General features: G+C 34.1%; 22 protein-coding genes and 1 pseudogene. 5 read left to right on the plus strand and 18 right to left on the minus strand.

Annotated features, from left to right (window positions below; genetic code table 11):
• Nucleotides 1-6: 6 nt before the first annotated feature.
• From JFT89_RS04650 to JFT89_RS04680, 7 genes are all read right to left on the minus strand, one after another.
• Nucleotides 7-1,803, minus strand: coding sequence for a 6-bladed beta-propeller (locus JFT89_RS04650; protein ID WP_201040010.1), 1,797 nt, complete (start codon nt 1,801-1,803; stop codon nt 7-9).
• 62 nt (nt 1,804-1,865) lie between these two features.
• The gene (locus JFT89_RS04655) at nt 1,866-2,861 is read right to left on the minus strand and encodes a 3-oxoacyl-ACP synthase (RefSeq protein WP_002064881.1); all 996 of its coding nucleotides are present in this window, start codon (nt 2,859-2,861) and stop codon (nt 1,866-1,868) included.
• A complete protein-coding gene (locus JFT89_RS04660; protein ID WP_002064880.1) occupies nt 2,861-3,277 on the minus strand; it encodes a MaoC family dehydratase in 417 nt (138 codons plus the stop codon). The genes JFT89_RS04655 and JFT89_RS04660 overlap by 1 nt, the downstream gene beginning before the upstream one ends.
• Nucleotides 3,278-3,281: 4 nt before the next feature.
• Nucleotides 3,282-4,772, minus strand: coding sequence for an o-succinylbenzoate--CoA ligase (locus JFT89_RS04665; RefSeq protein WP_002064879.1), 1,491 nt, complete (start codon nt 4,770-4,772; stop codon nt 3,282-3,284).
• 15 nt (nt 4,773-4,787) lie between these two features.
• Nucleotides 4,788-5,393: a TetR/AcrR family transcriptional regulator gene (locus tag JFT89_RS04670; protein ID WP_080001750.1), complete on the minus strand. Its 606-nt coding sequence runs from the start codon at nt 5,391-5,393 to the stop codon at nt 4,788-4,790.
• Nucleotides 5,394-5,523: 130 nt separating this feature from the next.
• Nucleotides 5,524-6,447 carry a CobW family GTP-binding protein gene (locus JFT89_RS04675; RefSeq protein ID WP_041868035.1) on the minus strand — a complete coding sequence of 308 codons (924 nt, stop codon included), beginning with the start codon at nt 6,445-6,447 and terminating at the stop codon, nt 5,524-5,526.
• Between the two features lie 117 nt (nt 6,448-6,564).
• Entirely contained in the window at nt 6,565-8,001 is a 1,437-nt protein-coding gene (locus tag JFT89_RS04680; RefSeq protein ID WP_002064876.1) for a flavin monoamine oxidase family protein, read from the minus strand.
• Between the two features lie 200 nt (nt 8,002-8,201).
• Here JFT89_RS04680 and JFT89_RS04685 point away from each other — a divergent pair, with 200 nt between their 5' ends.
• Complete coding sequence (locus JFT89_RS04685; RefSeq protein WP_002064875.1) at nt 8,202-9,146, plus strand: L-lactate dehydrogenase; 945 nt, start codon at nt 8,202-8,204, stop codon at nt 9,144-9,146.
• Nucleotides 9,147-9,256: 110 nt separating this feature from the next.
• Complete coding sequence (locus JFT89_RS04690) at nt 9,257-9,541, plus strand: YesK family protein (protein ID WP_016094259.1); 285 nt, start codon at nt 9,257-9,259, stop codon at nt 9,539-9,541.
• Nucleotides 9,542-9,587: 46 nt separating this feature from the next.
• Here JFT89_RS04690 and JFT89_RS04695 read toward each other — a convergent pair whose 3' ends face one another.
• Entirely contained in the window at nt 9,588-10,607 is a 1,020-nt protein-coding gene (locus tag JFT89_RS04695; protein WP_002064872.1) for an AI-2E family transporter, read from the minus strand.
• 284 nt (nt 10,608-10,891) lie between these two features.
• A complete protein-coding gene (locus JFT89_RS30435; RefSeq protein WP_002064871.1) occupies nt 10,892-11,026 on the minus strand; it encodes a hypothetical protein in 135 nt (44 codons plus the stop codon).
• 207 nt (nt 11,027-11,233) lie between these two features.
• On the opposite strand from JFT89_RS30435, the gene JFT89_RS04700 reads away from it, so the two are divergent.
• The gene (locus JFT89_RS04700; protein WP_016094260.1) at nt 11,234-11,650 is read left to right on the plus strand and encodes a GNAT family N-acetyltransferase; all 417 of its coding nucleotides are present in this window, start codon (nt 11,234-11,236) and stop codon (nt 11,648-11,650) included.
• Between the two features lie 211 nt (nt 11,651-11,861).
• Here the strand turns inward: JFT89_RS04700 and JFT89_RS04705 are convergent, their stop codons facing one another.
• From JFT89_RS04705 to JFT89_RS04720, 4 genes are all read right to left on the minus strand, one after another.
• A complete protein-coding gene (locus tag JFT89_RS04705) occupies nt 11,862-12,464 on the minus strand; it encodes a nitroreductase family protein (protein WP_016094261.1) in 603 nt (200 codons plus the stop codon).
• A gap of 73 nt (nt 12,465-12,537) precedes the next feature.
• Nucleotides 12,538-13,188 (minus strand): DsbA family oxidoreductase, encoded by a 651-nt coding sequence (locus JFT89_RS04710; protein ID WP_002064866.1) that lies wholly within the window; start codon nt 13,186-13,188, stop codon nt 12,538-12,540.
• 103 nt (nt 13,189-13,291) lie between these two features.
• Nucleotides 13,292-13,723 carry an Rrf2 family transcriptional regulator gene (locus tag JFT89_RS04715; RefSeq protein WP_002148752.1) on the minus strand — a complete coding sequence of 144 codons (432 nt, stop codon included), beginning with the start codon at nt 13,721-13,723 and terminating at the stop codon, nt 13,292-13,294.
• Between the two features lie 119 nt (nt 13,724-13,842).
• The gene (locus JFT89_RS04720; RefSeq protein WP_002168625.1) at nt 13,843-14,712 is read right to left on the minus strand and encodes a LysR family transcriptional regulator; all 870 of its coding nucleotides are present in this window, start codon (nt 14,710-14,712) and stop codon (nt 13,843-13,845) included.
• 97 nt (nt 14,713-14,809) lie between these two features.
• On the opposite strand from JFT89_RS04720, the gene JFT89_RS04725 reads away from it, so the two are divergent.
• Nucleotides 14,810-15,715 (plus strand): DMT family transporter, encoded by a 906-nt coding sequence (locus JFT89_RS04725; protein WP_016094262.1) that lies wholly within the window; start codon nt 14,810-14,812, stop codon nt 15,713-15,715.
• A 185-nt stretch (nt 15,716-15,900) separates the two neighbouring features.
• Nucleotides 15,901-16,677 carry an alpha/beta fold hydrolase gene (locus tag JFT89_RS04730; protein ID WP_201039532.1) on the plus strand — a complete coding sequence of 259 codons (777 nt, stop codon included), beginning with the start codon at nt 15,901-15,903 and terminating at the stop codon, nt 16,675-16,677.
• Between the two features lie 119 nt (nt 16,678-16,796).
• On the opposite strand, the gene JFT89_RS04735 is transcribed toward JFT89_RS04730, so the two are convergent.
• The 5 genes and pseudogenes from JFT89_RS04735 to JFT89_RS04755 form a co-directional block, all read right to left on the minus strand.
• Nucleotides 16,797-17,417, minus strand: coding sequence for a YcnI family copper-binding membrane protein (locus JFT89_RS04735; RefSeq protein WP_016094264.1), 621 nt, complete (start codon nt 17,415-17,417; stop codon nt 16,797-16,799).
• Nucleotides 17,418-17,452: 35 nt separating this feature from the next.
• Nucleotides 17,453-19,102, minus strand: a complete 1,650-nt coding sequence (locus tag JFT89_RS04740; RefSeq protein WP_002064860.1) for a copper resistance CopC/CopD family protein — start codon at nt 19,100-19,102, stop codon at nt 17,453-17,455.
• A gap of 444 nt (nt 19,103-19,546) precedes the next feature.
• Nucleotides 19,547-19,654: pseudogene (locus JFT89_RS04745) on the minus strand (glyoxalase); the annotation flags it as partial.
• Between the two features lie 60 nt (nt 19,655-19,714).
• On the minus strand, nt 19,715-20,728 hold the full coding sequence (locus JFT89_RS04750; RefSeq protein WP_201039534.1) for a CgeB family protein: 1,014 nt from the start codon (nt 20,726-20,728) through the stop codon (nt 19,715-19,717).
• Nucleotides 20,729-21,035: 307 nt separating this feature from the next.
• Complete coding sequence (locus tag JFT89_RS04755; RefSeq protein ID WP_002012283.1) at nt 21,036-21,455, minus strand: VOC family protein; 420 nt, start codon at nt 21,453-21,455, stop codon at nt 21,036-21,038.
• Nucleotides 21,456-21,510 lie beyond the last annotated feature (55 nt).

Below are 21,510 nucleotides of genomic sequence, written 5' to 3' on the forward strand. Positions count from 1 at the left end.
CCAATATTAATTAGCTTTCTTAAAAAATTGAATTCTTTGGAGTAAACCATCTGTAATAATGATATTCCCTTGACTATCCACATCTATTCCTTGTGGTGAGAAAAACTGCCCTGACATACCATTAAAACTTCCAAAAGACTTTAAAAAATCCCCATTTTCATTGTAAATATTCACACGATTATTAGAAGTATCTGTGACATACACCGTATTATTTATATCGATTTCAATTCCTATTGGCAAAAAAAGATCCCCTGGACCCTCTCTCCAATTTTCTAGTGGATCTAAGTTTCCAGCTCCATGATTTGTACCCCATTTTGTAAGAAAATTACCCTCATTATCAAATTTTTGAACCCTATTATTAATCCGATCAACAACATAAACATTATCTTTTGAATCAATTGCTAATTGCATAGGTTGAAAAAACTCTCCCTCTCCACTTCCTTTTCTCCCCCATTCTTTCATATATACAAAGAATGGATTAAATTTTTGAATACGATGATTTTCTGAATCAGCTATAAATATGTTTCCTTTACTATCAATAGCTATTCCAGATGGAAATTGAAAAAAACCTGGTAATGCTCCAAATGAACCATATGAAGCAAGCGCTATCCCTGAATTGGTGAATTTTTGGATACGATGATTTACAGAATCAGATACATACACATTATTGTAACGATCCGTTGCAATCTGTCTTGGAACAAAAAACTGTCCTGGAAGACTTCCGAACCCAAGTGGCCCACCAGTACCAAATAAACTTCCCCACTTAGCAACAATCTTCCCAGATATATCATATTTCAAAATTCGATGATTAAAAGAATCAGATACAAAAACATTTCCATTCGTGTCTCTTTCGACATCATAAGGTCCTGCATATTGTATATTTCCAGTCCTTTCATTACCTATGGTTTTCTTCATTACCGCTGTTAGGCCTACCTCATTATATAAAAGTACACGATTATTTCCCGTATCCGTTATATAGATATTCCCTTTACCATCCGGAAGAACTTGATTAGGATAAACAAACTGAAAAAAGTTACCTACTGTATATAAAAATTGATCTTTATTTGTAAATTTCATTATTCGATTGTTATATGTATCTGCTACATATAGCGAACCAGATGTTGAGTCAAAATTTATTCCTCTTGGATGGTAGAATTGATATGGGCCTAAACCTGCAATTCCTGTTCCGATTACTCGCTGAAACTCCCCTTTTTTATCAAACACTTGAATACGATTGTTATATGTGTCTGCAATATAGACCTCGTCTTGTTTATTTATCGCGATTCCTTGTGGTAAAGCCATTTCTCCATTCGCCTTTCCATAACTCCCTATTGTTTGAATATACTGCCCATCCGGGCTATATTTTTGAATACGATGATTGTATTCATCCGTAATATAGTAATTGTTATCGCTATCTACTGCAATTTCCCTAGGAAACGAGAACTGCTCACTTCCTTTACCTTTTGTGCCCCAACTTTTAATAAATTGAAACTCCTCATTAAATTTTTGAATACGATAATTCGCTGTATCCGCAACTAAAATATTACCTTCTTTATCAACAGCAATACCAAATGGCATATTAAACTGTCCCGGACCTTCACCTAAAGTTCCTATAGCATCAACAACTTCTCCATTCTTATCTATTTTCAAAATCCTATTATTCCCCATATCAACAACATACAAAAATCCTTTTGCATCCCTTGCCATCGCCACTGGTGTCCTTAATAACTTAGAAGTATCTAGCTCACTCCCCCATGATTTCACATATTTTACAGCAGAGGCACTTCCTACAGAAGCAAACATCCCTAGACTCACAGTAACAATGAAAAAACAACATATAATTTTTTTGATAAAATCCATGCTTACTACCATCTAATCACAGTAGCTGCCCAAGTATACCCAGTACCTGCACTAACCACTACTGCAATATCTCCAGGCTGTAATTTCCCTTGCTCATTTGCAAAATGAAGACCTATACATGGGTCAAGTGCTGACATATGCCCATAATGATCTAAATATACTACTTGCTCTTCTACTAAGCCCAGCCCCTGTAACAATTCTATTAGCATAGAGCGTTTTGTATGCAGTGGTAACAATACTTTAATATCTTTAGGGGTAAATCCACTTTTTCTTAACGCCTCCCGAATAACCTTATCAAAATTAGGGGTTGAAATTGGATCTAAACGTTCTTTCATACTAATAGGATCTATTACATCAATATAATGTTGTCGATTCTCAACTGTATCATAGCTCACAACCTGCTTCGATCCACCAGCTGGAATACGAACATCGTCATGAAATGAACCATCCGTTATAATCGCACTGCCTAATATTTCACCGTTGCTAGCTCCCTTTTTTACTAAAGCTGCACTTCCGCCATCAGCAAAATTAAACATAAAACGTGAGCGTGGATTATCATAATCTACAATTTGAGATTCTTTACATCCACCTACTAATAATATATTTTCAATTGAGTTATCGGAGTAGAGCATATCTTTTGCGACTTTAAGAGCAATGGGAAAGCAAGAACTAACATTCATAATTTCAAAAGCATAAGCATTTTTCAATCCAAGTTCATGCTGAATTTTTGGGGCACTAGACCATACGTGGTAATCTTTATGTGGACTGCCAAAATAAATGACTACATCAATAGATTGAGGATCTACTTGTAATAATATTGGCTTTGCAGCAGCAATAGCTAAATCTGATGCATGCATCGTTTCGTCTGCGACATGTTTTTCATATAACCCAAACTTTTCTATAATAATATTCTCAGGAATACCTGTTTTTTTAGATAAATCTGCGGCCGTCTCTACGTCTTTTGGGAAGAAAACACCAGTTGCTTCAATCCCAATTCTCATTAGACAATTCCTCCTTCTTTTGGCACCATCATAGTCGCTACACCTGTTAACACTAAATCTCCTTTTTGGTTATGACACTCAGTTAACAATTTCAAAACTCTCTTTTCTATCATAAATTCTTGTACTGTTGCCGTAGCTGTAATCGTATCTCCTATAAAAACTGGCGCTGTAAATTTAATAGTTTGTTCCATATAAACGGAACCCTTTCCTGGTAAATGAACGCCTAACAATTGTGATAATAAACTAGAAGTTAATAAACCATGTGCGATTCTTTGATTAAATCTAGTTTGTTTCGCATACTCATGATCAATATGAATTGGATTAAAATCCCCACTTAAACCTGCAAATAGTACAAAATCTGTTTCCGTTATTGTTTTACTACATGATGCCTGTTGACCGGAACTATACATCGTCATCTTTTCACCTACTTTTCAGTTGATTTGCTAACTGTGCTTTTTGAATTTTACCAGTTGCATTTTTAGGCAATTCCTCTAGAAACACAATTTCTTTTGGAACTTTATATTTGGCTAGAAATAAACGACAATGATCAATGACTTCCTTTTCAGTTAATACACTGCAACTCTTTTTCACAATAAAGGCGATTGGAATCTCTCCCCACTTTACATGTTGTGTACCAATTACTGCTACCTCACATACTTCTGATAGTTTATTAATAACTTGCTCTACTTCAAGGGGATAAATATTTTCACCACCGGAAATTATCATTTCTTTTTTTCTACCGACAATGTATACAAAACCATCTTCATCAACTCTAGCTAAATCTCCCGTATATAACCAACCATCTTGAATCGTTTCTTCTGTTGCATCTGGCCGATTCCAATACCCTTTCATTACATTTGGCCCTCTTATTAGTAACTCTCCAACTTTACCAATCTCAACTTTATTTTTGTTTTCATCAATAAGTACATAATCACAAAACAGAACAGGTTTTCCAATTGAGCCTACTTTACGTCTTGCATCTTCTTCTGAAAGCATAAATACGGTTGGTGATGTTTCAGTCATACCAAAGCCTTGACCAAATAAAAATCCTCTATCTATAAATTCTCTCATCAACTCTTCTGAACATGGTGCACCACCGTTATAAAACCAGCGAACTGATTGTAAATTTGTAGTTTCAAACTTTGCGCAATTAATTAATGCTTGGTGAATTGTAGGTACTCCCATTACAACAGTCACCTTATATTTTTCTATCATAGAAAGAGCTATGGTTGGCTCAAATTTTCTCGGAACAATGATTATTCCACCTGCAAATAAAGTTGGAAATGCGAATAAACCAATCCCACCAATATGAAATAAAGGCAATAACACAATGGAGCGGTCATGAACAGTTAGGTCAATCGCAAATGTATTATTAAGCGCATTCCAAAACATATTCTCTTGTGTAAGTACAGCTCCTTTCGGTTGTCCTGTTGTCCCCGAGGTATAACATATAATAAAGGATGCGCTTTCATTTATCTCTTCAAAGTTGTCAATTTTTCTATCTTCTATTTCTTTTAAACTTTTAATCGAAATAACTCTTTGTACATATGTTACATTCTGCATTGACAGTGCCATATTTTGAAATGTTTCCTCTACAAATAAAACTGTAGCTCCACTATCTTTTAACTGAAATATAAGTTCATTTTCTGTTAACCGTATATTCAGTGGAACAGCAATACATTCTACCTTTGCTATAGCAAATAAAAGTACAATATATTCCAAGCTATTTTGTGATAAAATAGCTATCCTCTCTCCTTTTTGCACATTTAAGTCGTAAATTAAATATGCTGCCACTTTACTTACATACTCATGTAACTGTTTATATGTCATTTCCTCCTCTTCTGTAATAATGGCAATGCGATCTGGATGTAAATAGGCCCGTTTTTCAATCCAATAAGCAATGCCTTGCATATTTTCCCCACTCCCTTATCTCTTTCTCAATCCTTCAAATATTAATGACATCGCTGCTTCAAATACATCTTCCGGAACATCTTTCTCTTCCCAATAGCCCCATCGCATTCCTAAAAATTGACCAATTGACATAAAACAATACGCAATTGTTTCTTTATCAAGTTGTTTAAATTCTCCCGCTTCCATGCCAGCCGATAAACTTTTTAAAAATCCATTTGCGAGCTTTGCATAATACCATCTATATAAATTATCATCAACAACTACCGCCTGTTGTACAATGTTATATAGATTAGGACGATCTTTCACCCATCGAAAAAAGGCCTGAAAACCTCTTCTTTGTGCCTCTTCATAACTTGATATCCCCTTCATTTCTTCTTTAATAATTAAGCGTAACTCACGGTTCAATCTGCGAATCAATTCATCAAATATATCTTTTTTAGATGGAAAGTAATTATAGAAAGTTCCGTGTGCTACCGTTGCTTCTTGTGTAATATTCACGATAGAAGCTTCGTAATATCCTTTATTACCAAATACCTCTTCTGCAGCACACAATAATTTCTCTCTCGTTTCTAACCCTTTTGTTGTTAGGTTTTTTACATCCATTATTATTTTTTCTGACACCTGAATCACCTCTTAGATTTGATTATAAATATATTTCTGAATTTTTCAATTATTTTCATTAGACAAAATCCGCAAGCGTTTTTCTACATACAAAAAAGGACTAACTTATTTTGAAGTTAGTCCTTTAATCTTAATTAGAATTAAGTTCTACTTTCTCTAACCCCTCAACCAATTGCTTCTTATCTAATCCTTCCCCTATTACTACCAAATTTGTCGGGAAACCGAAGTCTTGTTCCAGTAAAGTCGGTACCCCGAACGAATATTGGAATAAGTGAGGGTATTTATCTCCATGGAATTTCACAAATCCTTTTACACGATAAATGCTATCTGGTAAATTCGAAAGCCATTCGTATAATTTATCTTGATCAATCGATTTCGTAAATTGATACGTCATCGTTTGTATATGTAAATGCTGTTTGACATGTAGTGTCTCATGTTCTCCATCTCTCACAAATTCAGCTTCTTCTATATCTTTTAAAGATATATTACAATACTTTGTTTCAAACAATTTCGCATGATTATTTATTGCTTTTACGTCTTCAAGTACTTTGTTCTTATCCGAATCTGTTAATAAATCTGATTTATTAATAAGAATATGACTTCCATATTTCATTTGCTCATGTAATAGCTGTTGTACATTTGCACTTAATATACTTCGGTTTAACCATCTTACTGCATCTAATACGACTACTATGGATTTCACTTCAAGGAAAGGAGCTAAAATTGGTGATACACATGCATCTAACACTTCAATTGGATGTGCGACACCTGTTGTTTCTATATAAATTACATCTGGTCTTTCTTGTTGATATAAAGAATGTAATTGTATTTCAAGCTCTTCTTTCAACGTACAACAAATACATCCTTTCAGAAGTTCCCTTAACACATTCTCTTTTCCAATAATATCTGTATCTACCGAGTATTCACCGATTTCATTCATTAACACGGCAACTTTTCGATTTTTCTTCTTTTCTGCTAATAATAAATTTTGCAGCAATGTTGATTTTCCACTACCTAAAAAACCACCTAATATATGAATTTCTACTTTACTCATTCGACCGACCATCCATTTCTCTACTTCAAATTTCTTCAAAGCGTAATTATTACGATTTATATTTATCATTTTATTAAAAGAATACCTATTTGTAAACAAAACTGCTAGATTATCGTTTCATTTTCCATTCACTTCATGAGCAACTCTAATTCCAGACTCTATTGCTCCTTGCATCCATCCATGTGTTAATGTCGTATGTTCTCCTGCAAAGTGCACTCTACCCGCTGGCGGCGTAATATATGGAAACAATTCAAGCTCTTGCCCTGGTTCAAAAGCTGTAAATGCTCCACAAGAATACGGATTTTGACTCCAGCTAAAAGATTCTCCCGCAACATACTCACTATAAACCACATTTCCATATATTTGCGCTAAATTTTTCAACGCATAACGAATACGTTCTCTATTCGAGAGACTATCCCACGTTAACGCCTCATCTGCCCACGTATAACTCACTAAAACGATAGCCGCCCCTGGTGTATGAATGCCGTAGCTCGGATAATATGTAAAGCGGATAGGTAAATCTGTAATTGACTTACCGCCATATTGTCCTGCTCTTTCCCAAAATCTACTTTTAAACTCTATCGCAATTTTAGTTGAAGCAATATAATTTAATTCACGAATTGCCCGCCTTTTATAATAAGAGAATAAATGATATGGCTGAACTTCTACAAATCGCAAAGCTGAAAATGGAATTGTGACAATAGCGATATCACCCGTTACTATAAATTGCTCTAACGTATGTTCATGGGTTACTTGCAACATTACTTTATTATCTTCCTGTATAATTTTTTCTACTTTATATGACATAAAAATATTATCCTTTAGCTGCGGCAAAAATGAATTTGGTAATGCATCCATCCCGCCCGTTATCTCGTAATATTTCGCCGTTGAAGTAAAAAAAATCATTTCTCGTAATACTTCAATTAAAGACATTCCCATATATGCTTCCATATCAAGAAGTACTCCGATCATATCTATTGCTCCATCTGAATAATACTCGGTTAAAAATGCACCGAGCGAATACGTTTTATACTTTTTTTCAACGATAAGCCAGTTTTTATTAGGGTCCTTCTTAATATAATTTAGTATTGGTTCTAATACCTCAAGCATTAGCTCTTCTGCCGTTTTTCCTCTTTCTTTATCCAAAAGCGGATATTCAAGTACACTTGGATCATTTTCAAACACATTCAATCTCGTTTTAATGTTATTCGTATAAATTATATCTGAAGAAGTTTTATTAATAAAAAGATTTAACGGTAGTTTAAATTTACGAATATAGGCTAAAGTTAAATCATGAGTATCCGGAATACGCATAGGACCTGCGTTAAAATATAATCCTGCGCTAAATGGTTCACGAATCGTATACACCCTACCACCTATTCTGTTATTTGCTTCTATAATCGTTACCTCGTGCCCAGCCTCTTTTAATAAAGATGCTGCAACTAATCCAGATATCCCTGCACCGGCAACTGTAATTTGTTTGGGGTTATTCGTTTTGGCAAGCCCTTCATGAATAATTTGAATCATTTTTTCCATCGATAATGGATTCCCCATGCCAATTCCCCTTTTACGAAGGATTTTACTGAATTATATTCGTTTAGCAGAATTCCTATGTTTCATTCAAGTAATTGAGTGGATACATTTTCAATCACTTGAATATCTTTTATAAAATGTAATAAAATAGATATGAAACTATAGAAGTAAGACGTATTATCTTACATAATAAAATTTATGAAATAGCGAGGAATTTTGAAATGAAAAAAGGTATTAACCGTGTTGTATTAGTAGGAACAGGAGCAGTTGGATGTAGTTATGCTTACTGTATGATTAACCAAGCTGTAGCTGAAGAATTTGTTTTAGTTGATGTAAATGAAGCAAAAGCTGAAGGAGAAGCAATGGACTTAAGCCATGCCGTTCCTTTCGCACCAGCTCCAACAAAGGTTTGGAAAGGTAGTTATGAAGATTGTAAAGACGCAGATCTTGTTGTAATTACAGCTGGATTACCACAAAAGCCAGGTGAAACACGTTTAGATTTAGTTGAGAAAAATGCTAAAATTTTCAAGCAAATTGTTCGTAGCATTATGGATAGCGGCTTTGACGGTATCTTCTTAATCGCAACAAACCCTGTAGATATTTTAACTTACGTAACTTGGAAAGAATCTGGATTACCGAAAGAACGCGTAATCGGTTCTGGTACAACTCTTGATTCTGCTCGTTTCCGCTATATGTTAGGTGAGTACTTCGATATTGGACCTCATAACATTCACGCTTATATTATCGGAGAGCACGGTGATACAGAACTTCCTGTTTGGAGTCACGTATCAATTGGTATTCAAAAACTACAAACGCTTCTTGAAAAAGACAACACATATAACCAAAAAGATTTAGATGATATTTTCATAAACGTGCGTGATGCAGCTTACCATATTATTGAACGAAAAGGTGCTACATACTACGGTATCGGCATGTCACTTTTACGTGTCACGAAAGCAATCTTAAACAACGAAAACAGCGTATTAACTGTATCAGCATACCTTGAAGGTCAATACGGCCAACAAGATGTTTATATTGGCGTACCTGCTGTTTTAAACCGCGGCGGTGTTCGTGAAATTTTAGAAGTTGAACTAAGTGAAGAGGAAGAATTAAAATTCGATCACTCTGTTCAAGTATTGAAAGAAACAATGGCTCCTGTTCTTTAATCATATTTTCAATCAAAAAAGCAATCCGATTTATATTGGATTGCTTTTTTATATTTTTATAGTTCCCCTCAATTTAAACTGTAATATTATCTATAAAAAGGAGTGATTTCATGAATGATTCTTGGACGATTGCAATCCTCTTGCTAGCTGTAGCATCCTTAATACTTTTCCTCTTCTTAATCATCAGAACGCTATTTCCAACTAAAAAATATGATAAGAATCTCGGATTGATTCTAATTATTTTAAGCTTGTTAGCAATACCGATAAGTATCTTCCTTATAGGAGGATGGGCAGGTATAGGAGTTGGTGTAATCGCAGTCTTTATTTTTGCTGCTGTTATTATAGCTTTAATTGCAAATAGATTCATTAAACTACCTCCTCCAAAGAAAAAATAATAAATGACCGATGTTTTCATCAAGAGAAAACATCGGTCATTTTCTATCATTTATTATCTTTAATCGGTTCATCGTTATTTACGTCAAGTACATCTAATAAAAAGATAAAGATTGGTATTCCGATAATAAGCCCCCATATTCCGAGGAAATGCTCTGAAAAGATAAGAATCATAAATGTATAAAATACTGGTAAATTCGTTTTTGCAGACATAAATTTTGGATTTAAAAAATAACTTTCAAGAGCGTGGATTACTGTAATGAACACTAGTATGTATACAACATACATAACCCCGCCGACGTTATAGGCAATGATACAAAGTGGAAACAAGGAAATAATAACACCAGCAACTGGAATCAAGCCGAGTAGAAAGACCATGACAGCCAATACAAGAAGCTGTGGAAATCCTAAAATGACAAGTGCAATTACAGTGAGCACACAATTTACAACTGCAATTAAAAACTGTGCTTCAATCACTTTTCCGAACGATCTTGCAAATCTTTCACCGAAATATGCAATCTCCTCATAAAAAATCTTTAATTTACTATCTTTAAATTTAGACGTGAATGAAATAATTCGCTCTTTTTCCAATAAGAAAAATAAGCTTAGAATAAGAGACAATAGTATTTGCAAACTTACCTTTCCTATGTTTGCTATTGATTGATAAATGACATCCACACCTTGTTCAATATATTTTGATACTTCCATTTCATTAATTGCTGAAAGTACGTATCTAATCATCTCATTATCAGGTGGATGTTGAAAAAACAATTTAAATTGATAAATTAATTGTGAAATTTGTATCGTTAGCACAGGTAAATATTTATATAATGTAGTTACAATAAACGTCACTAATACAATATATAAACAAGCAATAACCACTTTCCTATTTACTTTCAATTTTTTTGAAATAAACTTTTGAAATCGATCCATCAAAAACGTGAGAATAAACGTAATTAATATTAAATTAATCATACTTTTTAATCCATATAATACAAGCACTAATATTATTAAAACGAGAAACCGTTGAAACCCTCTACTTCGAAAGAAATTTTTCACTTCATTCATTAAAAATTAACCTCCCCTTCAATGGATGGAAATTGAATATATTACATTTTATGAACTTCTATAGACAATCTTTCTTACTAATTGGGAAGAATCCTTTTTTCTTTTTAAATGTCGGATTTTTCATCTAATACTTTTCTAAAAACTATTTTTCCACTCTATATTTTAGGAGAACGTCTATTTTTAAACTGTTGCTCCTTAGTAGATTTTTCATATTGAAAAAAGAGAGTTATCTATTACTTAACTCTCTCTAGAAAAATGCTAAATGAAAGCTTAATTATTTCAATCTAATCATTTCTTTTTTGCAATTGCTTCGCTAACAATTCCTTCACTTGGTTATACGTTAACCCTGAATTTCTGTTTAAACGTTTTACTTCCTCGACATCAGTACCTACCACTGTATATTTTTTCGCATCACTCATATTTCCACTCCCTTTTTCACCAGATCATTTCTTATATTTCTTCCCTAAACTCTTATAAATTAACACAAATAAGCTGTACTAAATTAAATAGACTAAACAGAGGGTATTATGTTCAATAGCTAAAGGGAGTTTAGTTGCATAAGAGGAATAGATAAAAAAATGTCGAATTTATTTATTTGTTGAAATTGAGAACTTGGAGGATACATTTTGAAGAAATATGAGTTTAAAAATAACATTCCAACATTGGAAGAGTACAAGTATTTGTGCAAGTCTGTTGGATGGACTAATTTTATGAATTTTGAAGTGGTGGAAACATCACTGAAGAATTCTATCCACTGCATCACAGTCAAGGATAATGAACAAATTGTGGGTATGGGGAGAATTGTTGGTGATGGGGCTATCTATTTCTATATTCAAGATATAGTGGTCCATCCAGATTATCAGAAAAATGGTATTGGGAAAGAAATAATGCATATTTTGGTTGAATACTTAAATCAGAATGCCCCTGATAAGGCGTTTGTCGGTTTGTTTGCATCACAAGGTAAAGAATCGTTCTATGAAAAATATGATTTTAAAGATTACTCACCAAACATGACTGGGATGTTTACTGTCATTTCAAAATAATACAGTGAAACTTTGATCAGTGGGACTGCATTCAAATAGTGGGATAAACACAATAGATTTTTTATTTTAAGTCATCAATCCATATTTAAAAATTTGTTCCTATAACAACTTTTTCATTATTATGCTAAAGGACAGCCCATATTATAATATGGGCTGTCCTTTAAATTGGATAAGTATGTAACAAATCCCTTCTTGTTACATATTGAATTTCTTAATAAAATTTCACTACATCTTCAGTAGGTAAGAATGTTCTTTCCCCTGGTTGTTCATTTGGCTCACCAAATGGCATTTGTCCTACTAAGCTCCACTCTGCTGGTATGTTCCAAGTTGCTTTCACTTCAGCATCTACGATTGGATTGTAATGTTGTAATGACGCTCCAATTCCTTCAGCAGATAATAGCATCCATACAGTATGTTGTAACATTGCATTTCCTTGATGAGACCAGAATGGGAACTGATCTTTATATAATGGTGCATTTTCTTGCATTTTTTCTACTGTTGCTTGATCTTCAAAGAATAGTACTGTTCCTACACCTGCATGGAAGCCTTTTAGTCTTTCTACAGTCGCTTCAAAATTTTCTGCCGGCACGCGAGCTCTTAGTGTTTCTTTTACGATATCCCAAAACTTTTCATGCTCTCCATCCATTAATACGACCATACGGCCACTTTGCATATTGAAAGAAGTTGGTGCATGTAAAGCTGTTTTTAAAACTTCTTCAATTCTTTCTTTTGTAATTGTAGCGTTTTTTGTTACTTTACGAATTGAACGACGGTTCACGATTGCTTCTTTTAAGTTTGTTGTAGTTGCTGACATGTTAATTCCTCCAAATGTATAAGTTTTATAATTTATTTAAACAAATTGATTTGATTCTTTCATGCAAGACGAATTAGCAATATCCATCCGTCTTACATTGCATACCTTCAAATGAATTTGTTTTATCCTTTTCGATTTCTTTATCAATTACTCTTTCTAGCGTTTCTTTACTAGCAAGTCCTTGAATGACTTCATCTCCAATCATGACAGTTGGAACAGCCATAATATTTGCTTCATCATATGCATGCTGAATTGCTTCTTGATGTTTTTCTTTATATTTACGATTTACTAAAGCATCTTTAAATTCAGCTTCAGGAAGCCCTACTTCTACCGCTAATTTCGTTAATACATCAATATCTTCAATGTTTTGCTCTTCTTGGAAAAACGCAGTAAATACTCGGTGATGATACTCATTTCCAAGTCCACGCTCTTTCGCGAATTGGCACCCTTCAAAAGCTAAATGTGTATATGGATGCGGAGAAACGCGGGGCAGACGCATTTCAACCCCTAATTTTTTTGCAGTAGGAAGAATGAAAGAATCCCATGAACCTAACTTATCTGGCTCGTTCCAAGGATCTATTTTAGAATATGGACTTGGACGCAATTCAAATGGCATCCATTCGATTTCTACATCTTTCTCTTTCGCTACTTCATCTAATGGGCCTTTTGCTAAAAAGCAAAACGGGCATATAAAATCTGAGTATACTTTCATTTTTACAGTCATATCTTTTACACCTTACCTTCTTTTTATTTTTAGATGTAACTAAAGTAGTTACAATTTTAAGAAAAAAATATGCATTCTCTTTTAGAGACTTGCGATTATCATATTATGCATTCATTTTTTGTTGTAAAGATTCAAATAACTGCCCCATCGTAATATTTCTCAAAACTTCTTCCATCGCGGATTGTGCTTGAATTAAAATAACTTCTAACACCGCTTGAATATTTGCTCCAATTGGACAATCTGGATTTGGTTGCTCGTGAAAATGAAATAGTTTGTCTTCTTCCACTACATTCACTGCATGATACACATCTAATAATGTGATTTCATGTAAATCCTTTAATAATCCCGCGCCACCTGGTCCGCGATTTACGTAAACAAATCCAGATTGTTTCAAGTAAGACATTATTTTACGAATGACTACCGGATTTGTATTTACACTCTCGGCCATATAGTCTGAAGTGCAAACTGAAGATGGATTGTTTTTCAAAATAGATAAAATATGAACAGCTATAGAAAAGCGGCTACTAATTTTCATCGTGATCACCACCTCGATGTAATCATTATAGTTACAACATAAAAATAAGTCAATCCTTTTTACAAATTTTTTAAAGCAAATAAAAAAGTGCCCCATTACAATATATGAGACACCTCTTCTTATTCTGCAAACAAGTCTTGGAATTCTTCAATAAATAGCTGTACAGCGAGTGAAGAATCCTTTAATGAAGGAACAGCTAAAGCGATTTCTCTCCATACTTGTGGTTCCAATTCTCTCGTTTGTATATTCTTTGGTAAACTCGTTAAAGATAACTCAGCCAAAATTGCGATTCCTAATCCTTCTTGAATCATATTTAAAGCTGTTGTAACTGTGGAAATTATATATTCAGCCCGAAGTGGTACGTTCGCTTGTTTAAACATATCGATAATGGGTGGTTCGTACCCACCCTTACATAATATGATCGGTTCATTCTCTAAATCACCTATTGTAATAGAATCGTTCTTACAAAGAGGATGATCCTCTCTTAAGACAACAACCATTTTCCCCTTCGTTAAGGGCACGATCTCCATATCTTTATTAGGCAAAATAACAATTCCTATATCAACAACCCTCGATACTAACCAATCTTCAACTTCTTTAATCGTGCCTTCACAAAGAACGACTTCTAAGTTCGGATACTTCTCCTTAAAAAGATTTATCATTTTGGGTAAGAAATGTGCAGAAGCACTCGGAAAACTCCCAATTCGAATCGTCCCAACTTCGTGCCCTTTCTCCATCGCCACTTCTTGTTCAATCTTCTCAACGCCGTTTAAGATTTCTCTAATATGTACAAGAATTCTATTTCCAACATCCGTAACGATTAGCCCTTTTCGTTTATCGCGTATAAGAATGGTAACTCCTAACTCTGACTCAATGCTTGAAATCGCATGACTTACAGCTGGCTGTGTCATATTTAACATCCCGGCAGCCTTCGTAAAACTCCCTAATTCAACCGTTTTAATTAAAACTTGAAGTTGTGTAATGGTCATAACTAATCACTTATACTCCTTATAAAAAAGATTCATTTTATTTATCATAGTCGATATCATATCATAGTGAAATGGAATACAACAAGGAGGGATTACAGTGACACAGCTTTCTCGAACTAAGACGGCCATAATCCTTACATTTCTCGTTATTATGTGGGGAATTAATTGGCCGTTATCAAAATTCGCTCTGCATTACACACCACCCGTACTCTTTGCAGGGATTAGAACATTAATAGGAGGATTTATCTTACTTACTTTCGCATTACCGAAATACAAACAATTAAATTTAAAGGCAACTTGGCATTTATACTTTATTTCATCTTTACTCAATATTATTTTGTTTTATGGACTACAAACTGTCGGACTTCAGTATATGCCCGCCGGACTCTTCTCCGCAATCGTATTTCTCCAACCTGTCTTACTCGGCATTTTCTCATGGATTTGGCTTGAAGAATCTATGTACGGCTTGAAAATTTTCGGACTTATTCTTGGATTTATTGGTGTTGGGGTTATTAGCTCTAGTAGTTTAACTGGACATATTTCTATTATCGGTGTACTACTTGCTTTAGGGTGCGCTATCGGCTGGGCACTCGGCACAGTATTTATTAAGAAAACTGGACACCGCGTTAATGCCATTTGGATGGTAACACTTCAGCTTATTATTGGCGGACTTTGCTTAATCGGATTTGGTTCAGAATTTGAGAGCTGGTCTAATATCGCTTGGAGTATACCATTTGTAAGTGTACTACTATTCATCTCGTTCTTTGTTATTGCAATGGGATGGCTCGCTTACTTTACACTTGTAGGAGCTGGTGAGGCCAGTAAAGTTGGGGCTTATACGTTCCTTATCCCACTGATCGCTATTATTGTAAGCTCTATTTTCTTACATGAGGCCATTACAATTAGCTTATTCATCGGACTTTTATTTATTATCGTAAGTATTTGTTTTGTAAATATAAAGCCGAAAACACTTGCTGTAAGGCAGCAAGTTGAAGTGAAATAAATAGATATGAGAAAGAGTCTACCACTTGTAGGCTCTTTCTTTTTTACCATTTTATGAGTACAGTCACTTAACATCTTAGCAAAAGGAAAATTTTTCTTTTTTATTGTATGATGATAATTAAGTAGAAAATATTATCTCTAATACATATGGATGGACTAACAATTCTAATCATAAGGGGGAATTATATGGCTTTACAGTATAAAGAATTTGGAGATTCAAGCTCTCCACTTATGGTTTTTATTCATGGGGGCGGAGTCAGTGGATGGATGTGGGACAAACAAATTAAACATTTCACTAACTTTCACTGCCTTGTTCCTGATTTACCCGAGCAAGGGGAAAATAGTAGTAAGGATCATTTTTCAATACACTTTAGTGCTGAAAAAATCATTGAATTAGTTGAAAAAAAAGGAAAAGGTAAAACTGTTATAGTAATCGGGTTTTCGTTAGGTGCTCAAGTATTAATTGCAATGCTCAGCATGAAACCAAACTTAATTCAATACGCTATGATAAATAGCGCATTAGTTAAACCAATTCCTTTCGCTAAAACATTAATAAGATCCCTTGGCTTAACCTACCCACTTATAAAGAGTAAGACGTTTTCCAAAATACAAGCAAAATCAATGTACATAGATGAAATACAATTTGATAACTATTATCATGACAGTTGTCAAATAAGTAAAAATACATTTGTGAGGATATTAGAAGAAAATATGTCGTTTACAATACCAAAAAGCTTCGAGAATGCTAGTAGCAATATATTAGTGACTGTTGGAGAACACGAAAAAAGAATCATGAAAGACTCGATGACTGAAATCCTTGAAGGCAATCCTAATTGCACAGGTATTATTATTCCTAAAGTCGGTCATGGAATCTCTTTAGCGAATCCCAAACTATTTAATACTTTAATTGAAAACTGGCTTAAGCACGATAACCTACCAGAAGAAGTAATGACAGTCAATTGAGTTCCTTATCTTAATAAACCATGTTGTATTTGTGGCTCTAATCCCCCCTTGAAGCTGCTTAATCTCAAAATTTTATTAACAAAGGTCTCATTACTTTCAATGAGACCTTTCAATGTTCCCTACTTTTTACGACGTACTACAAAAATACACGTACCCACCGAAGATACAATCGCTAAAATAGATAAGACAATTGCTATTGTTTGCATATTACTTGTACCTTCATTTTTTTCCACACTAGATACTTCACCATGTTCTCCTGTTAATGATGTACCTTTTGCAATCGTAGTAAGTGAATGGGGCTTCTCAGCTTTCTCATCGCCTGTCCATTCAACAATTTCTCCATCTTTATATTGTTGATATGCATTCCAAGCTATTTGTTGCTCTTTATCTGGATTTTTAGCAACGAAAGTAAATCGTTGGAACTGACCAGGTAAAATCCCTTCTCCTGTTGCTTCCCATATTACAGTTTTAACTTTTCCAGCTGCATCTTTTTGTTCTTCCACTTTCCACCCTGGCACTGGCTCGTACTGTTGAAACTCGACTCCAGACGGTATTTTCAGTGTGACTTTTGTTGTTGCCATATTCTTTTCAACAGGTACCTTTATTGTATAAGTCTCCCAAGAGCTAACGTCAGAAGTTGCTGGTTTCACAGTTACGTGAGCACTAACAGGTAACGAAAAAATCCCCATTGCAATTATTGTTGCGATCATTGTTGTTCCTAATTTTTTTATACGTTTCATTTTGTATAAACTCCTTTTCATTTATAACGTCTTTTTTATCTGCCACCTACAATAAATTTATAATCCGTATCGAAACTATCAAGAGATTTTGTTAATCCGTGAACTTGTATATTCCAGTTTCCTGTCATGTTAATATACATACCTTCCGCTTCATATTCTCCCGGTGACACTGCCGAAACTTTAAATGAACCTTTGCCCATATTCATATCTAAAGATTGAGTCGTCAATACAATTTGTTCCATATCAGTAACAGGCTGTCCATTCTCATCCTTCAAAGTAATATGAAATGTATTCTGTCCTACCTTATTAGGACTTACATGTAAAGTAAGTTCATATCCATTATCTAATTGTTTACTCTCTGTAAAAGGTCCCGTAGGAGGCATCGGCGGCGTTTGTACATTTGTCATAAAAGCTACGATTACGAAAACGATAATTCCAATGATAAACTCTACTTTCACCGTAGCTCCTAACCTTTGCTGCGCTCGCATTCTCCCTTTCACATAATGAATAATTCCCAATATCCCCATACACACGAATAAAAGTATCTTTGCTAATAAGGCCAATCCATACTTCGTATCAAATAGGGAATGGATCGTGGGAATAAAAAATGTACTGTTAAAAAGACCCGTTAATAAAATCACAATGACAGCACCTGTTGCCCATGGCGAAAAACGCTTAATCGCATCCCAATACATAGTCCACTTGTCATCCTCTTTACGTAACAGAAGAACAATCGATGATAGCCCCCCCATCCATAACGAAGCTGCGAATAAATGCAGAAAGTCCATAACGACAGCAATTTCTTTAAACTTTAATCCATATGCATGACTATTGAAGGCTTTCATAACAAGTAACCCAATAAATAATACAATTGGAATGCTCCATACTTTAAACGACGAAAGCCTCTCACTCTTCACTGCAAAATATGTAACAATCATAAGCGTACTAATAAGAGCCATTTGAGTGATCCATACATACCCAAAAACAGATAGCTGTAATGTTTCTTTTAATAATAAAGGATCGAAGGCTTCTAGCCATGAAACATCAGCATTTATTTTCGCTTGCAACGGTAAATTGAAAAGTAAACTAATGAATATCCCAAATAATGATATCCATATTATTTTCTTACTCCTCGACTGAACTTGACTTGCACTTCCTTTATAAAGGATAAGATTAAATAATAGAACACCGATAAATAGAGAAAAACTTGTATATAAAATTCCGCGTTCCATAATCATATCGATTTGGGGAACATAGCCCATCTCTTCTACTTTTATATCATCTGTTCCCGCTTCTGCTAATCCAATACGGAATGGAATAACTCCTTGAATTGGATGTCCATCAGCTGAAATAGCTTTCCACTGAATAGAGTAAAGACCATTTTTGAGATTCTCTTTTAACCCAGCTTCTAATAATTTTTTGTTTTTCGTATCAATATGAGCATCTTTTAAATCTACTCTTTGACCTGAGGTATCTCTTACGAACAATGTATTAAAACTTGAAACTTGTATGTCCTCATCGAATTCAATTTTCACAATAGATGGTGCTTTCTTCAACGTTTCATTTTCAGTAGGATTTGATTTCACAACGTACGCATGAGCGGATGTGCTTTTTGGTATGAATATAATAAACACGCACGCAATTAATAGCCATGCCCCTAACCTTCGTATTACTTTCACAATCATTTCACTTCTTTCTTTTTCGTCACTACACTTTCATCACTTTTTACTTCCCAAGTTTTATTTCTTGATAAAATATTAACCTGATTAAGTATAAGAATTTATTTAGTATCACTCTCTATTTATTCCTCACCTCTATACTTCTAATATAATAGTAGCTACCTTCATAGATATTACTAATATTTTTAAAGTTGATTATCATTATAGCATAAAATATATTTATGTAAGTTCCCTAAGAAGAAAAGTTATCGTGAATCATTTGTGAAGAAAATGTGAAATACATAAAGTGAAACTTTAATCAGTGGGACTTTTACGAGCATTCGATCTCCCACCTAACTCTCTCGCATTCTCCGACTTTTGAAGCGGGAATCTTATTGCCAACAAATAGCGGGATAAATAAAAAAGGTATTACGTTATTACGCAACACCCTTTCTCCATAATACACTTCCTTTACTTCTCTTCCGGATAATCACAATAATTAATGATCGTGCCCTCTGTATCCGCTAGGTTAAGATAAATTAATCTTCTACCATGCTTATTCATTCGAAGTGTATGCTCTTCCATTCAAATACCTTGTTCTTTAAATATGTTGTGTTTCAACACATTCTTTCCCTATTTTTAAATTTCATTTTCTTTTTTAGGGTTCATTTCAATTATTTTTAACAGCTGTTGTACCCTTTTATCATATGTATGTTCGATTAGCGTTCTCTTCAGCCCTTCCATCGCAATTTTCTTTCTTTGTGCCGGGTTCGATAAATATCTTTCAGCTTTCTCTATAAAATCAACCGCTGAGGTAAATGTCTCAATTTGTACCCCTGGAATATAACACTTTTCTAAATCTGAACGAATATCCGTCATTTGAAAAGAACCTGTACTAGCTATTTCGAATGTACGATTATTAATAGAACAAGCATTTACTTTTACTCTATTTCTATTAAATGTTAAATCCTCTATCGAGCGATGTATATTCATGTTGATTTTACTTTTTTTGTAATATCCTATACTGTTTTCGTAAACCAAAAATGGTAAAAGTAAAATTTTATCTTTCAATAACTCATAACTTTTTAGTCTATCCCAATTACAACCTATAATTAGAGTATTTTTAGTCACTAAGTACTCTGCAATTGAATCAATAAATGCGAGCCTATTATCAAAAGCAGTCCCTATGAAACTAATATCAAATATGTATTCCTCTTCCCTAAGTATCGGCGTATATGCAGGAGGTTCTGCTGCTAAAGGCAAATAATATACATTATCACAACCTAAATCTTTATAAAAATCAATACATCCTGTATCTTGCGTAAACACATAATCATAATCAAGCACTAAGTTTTTCGTCACATCTGTAAAGTAAGGGTCATCTGTAAGCCAGAGTGCAGTTTTAAAGTCATATTGTTTTAAATCTTGAATTCCCTTAATTATCCCTTCTTCAAAACCATGAAATACAATAATGAGTGCCGGTTTTATCTTTAAAGCCGTTTTCACCAAATTTTCGTATGTTACCATCGTTACATTACGAATTGCCTTTTTCAAACTATTATATATAGATTCCTCTAGCACCGGAAAATAGACAGGAACACTAGATGTAACAAATAATACGTTAAAATTTTCAGCACTATTTGAAATCTCCACAGATAACCACTCTCCAATACATGAAATTCACAATTTATATTATATGTATTACATAAAATATATAGTTGGTTATAAAGCACTCTTTTTCTTTCATATATTACTGTGCAAAATGAGGATTTCTTACCCTATAGTCAGCTCCATTTGCTCGCAAATACTAAAAAAATCATGCCCACTCCTACAGGATAGTGGATAGCTTCTCATAATATATATTCAACATTCCGAAATACTTTCATCGAAATATTGAAAAGTATACAAATAAAAAGGCGTTACATTAGTACGTAACACCTTTCACAAAAATACACTTCCTTTATTTCACTTCCGGATAATCACAATATTCAATAATTGTCCCTTCCGTATCCGCTGGGTTAAGATAAATTAACCTTCTACCATGTTTATTCATTCGAAGCGTATGTTCTAACGTTCGAATACCTTGTTCCTTTAATTCTTCTAAAGCTACATCTAAATCATCTACACGATACGCAACGTGATGGACACCTTTCCCTTTTTGCTTTATAAATCGTGCTATTGGAGAAGTTGTATTATTCGTTGGCGCAAGTAATTCGATTCTATCACCATCAACTTCAAGAATGGCTACTTCACTTTCAACACCTGGTGCTTCACTTACGTAACGGTCGATTAAAGTTCCTGACAAAACCGTTTCATAAAAACGTATCGTACTATCTATATCACGAACTGCGATGCCGATATGATCAATTGTTTTTTTCATCTTATTTCCCCTACTACTTTATTTTTTCTATTCTTATCAATAGTAACAAAAAAAG

It is taken from the genome of Bacillus sp. TH25 (genome assembly GCF_016650935.1).
Lineage (GTDB): Bacteria > Bacillota > Bacilli > Bacillales > Bacillaceae_G > Bacillus_A > Bacillus_A mycoides.

Coding starts and splice junctions, on each gene's coding strand:
- JFT89_RS04685 (WP_002064875.1), top strand. CDS start 8,202: ATGAAAAAAGGTATTAACCGTGTTGTATTAGTAGGAACAGGAGCAGTT.
- JFT89_RS04650 (WP_201040010.1), bottom strand. CDS start 1,803: ATGTTTGCTTCTGTAGGAAGTGCCTCTGCTGTAAAATATGTGAAATCA.
- JFT89_RS04735 (WP_016094264.1), bottom strand. CDS start 17,417: ATGAAACGTATAAAAAAATTAGGAACAACAATGATCGCAACAATAATT.
- JFT89_RS04665 (WP_002064879.1), bottom strand. CDS start 4,772: ATGCAAGGCATTGCTTATTGGATTGAAAAACGGGCCTATTTACATCCA.
- JFT89_RS04740 (WP_002064860.1), bottom strand. CDS start 19,102: ATGATTGTGAAAGTAATACGAAGGTTAGGGGCATGGCTATTAATTGCG.
- JFT89_RS04705 (WP_016094261.1), bottom strand. CDS start 12,464: ATGTCAGCAACTACAACAAACTTAAAAGAAGCAATCGTGAACCGTCGT.
- JFT89_RS04695 (WP_002064872.1), bottom strand. CDS start 10,607: ATGAATGAAGTGAAAAATTTCTTTCGAAGTAGAGGGTTTCAACGGTTT.
- JFT89_RS04660 (WP_002064880.1), bottom strand. CDS start 3,277: ATGACGATGTATAGTTCCGGTCAACAGGCATCATGTAGTAAAACAATA.
- JFT89_RS04720 (WP_002168625.1), bottom strand. CDS start 14,712: ATGACCATTACACAACTTCAAGTTTTAATTAAAACGGTTGAATTAGGG.
- JFT89_RS04675 (WP_041868035.1), bottom strand. CDS start 6,447: ATGAGTAAAGTAGAAATTCATATATTAGGTGGTTTTTTAGGTAGTGGA.
- JFT89_RS04690 (WP_016094259.1), top strand. CDS start 9,257: ATGAATGATTCTTGGACGATTGCAATCCTCTTGCTAGCTGTAGCATCC.
- JFT89_RS30435 (WP_002064871.1), bottom strand. CDS start 11,026: ATGAGTGATGCGAAAAAATATACAGTGGTAGGTACTGATGTCGAGGAA.
- JFT89_RS04680 (WP_002064876.1), bottom strand. CDS start 8,001: ATGGGGAATCCATTATCGATGGAAAAAATGATTCAAATTATTCATGAA.
- JFT89_RS04755 (WP_002012283.1), bottom strand. CDS start 21,455: ATGAAAAAAACAATTGATCATATCGGCATCGCAGTTCGTGATATAGAT.
- JFT89_RS04710 (WP_002064866.1), bottom strand. CDS start 13,188: ATGACTGTAAAAATGAAAGTATACTCAGATTTTATATGCCCGTTTTGC.
- JFT89_RS04715 (WP_002148752.1), bottom strand. CDS start 13,723: ATGAAAATTAGTAGCCGCTTTTCTATAGCTGTTCATATTTTATCTATT.
- JFT89_RS04655 (WP_002064881.1), bottom strand. CDS start 2,861: ATGAGAATTGGGATTGAAGCAACTGGTGTTTTCTTCCCAAAAGACGTA.
- JFT89_RS04730 (WP_201039532.1), top strand. CDS start 15,901: ATGGCTTTACAGTATAAAGAATTTGGAGATTCAAGCTCTCCACTTATG.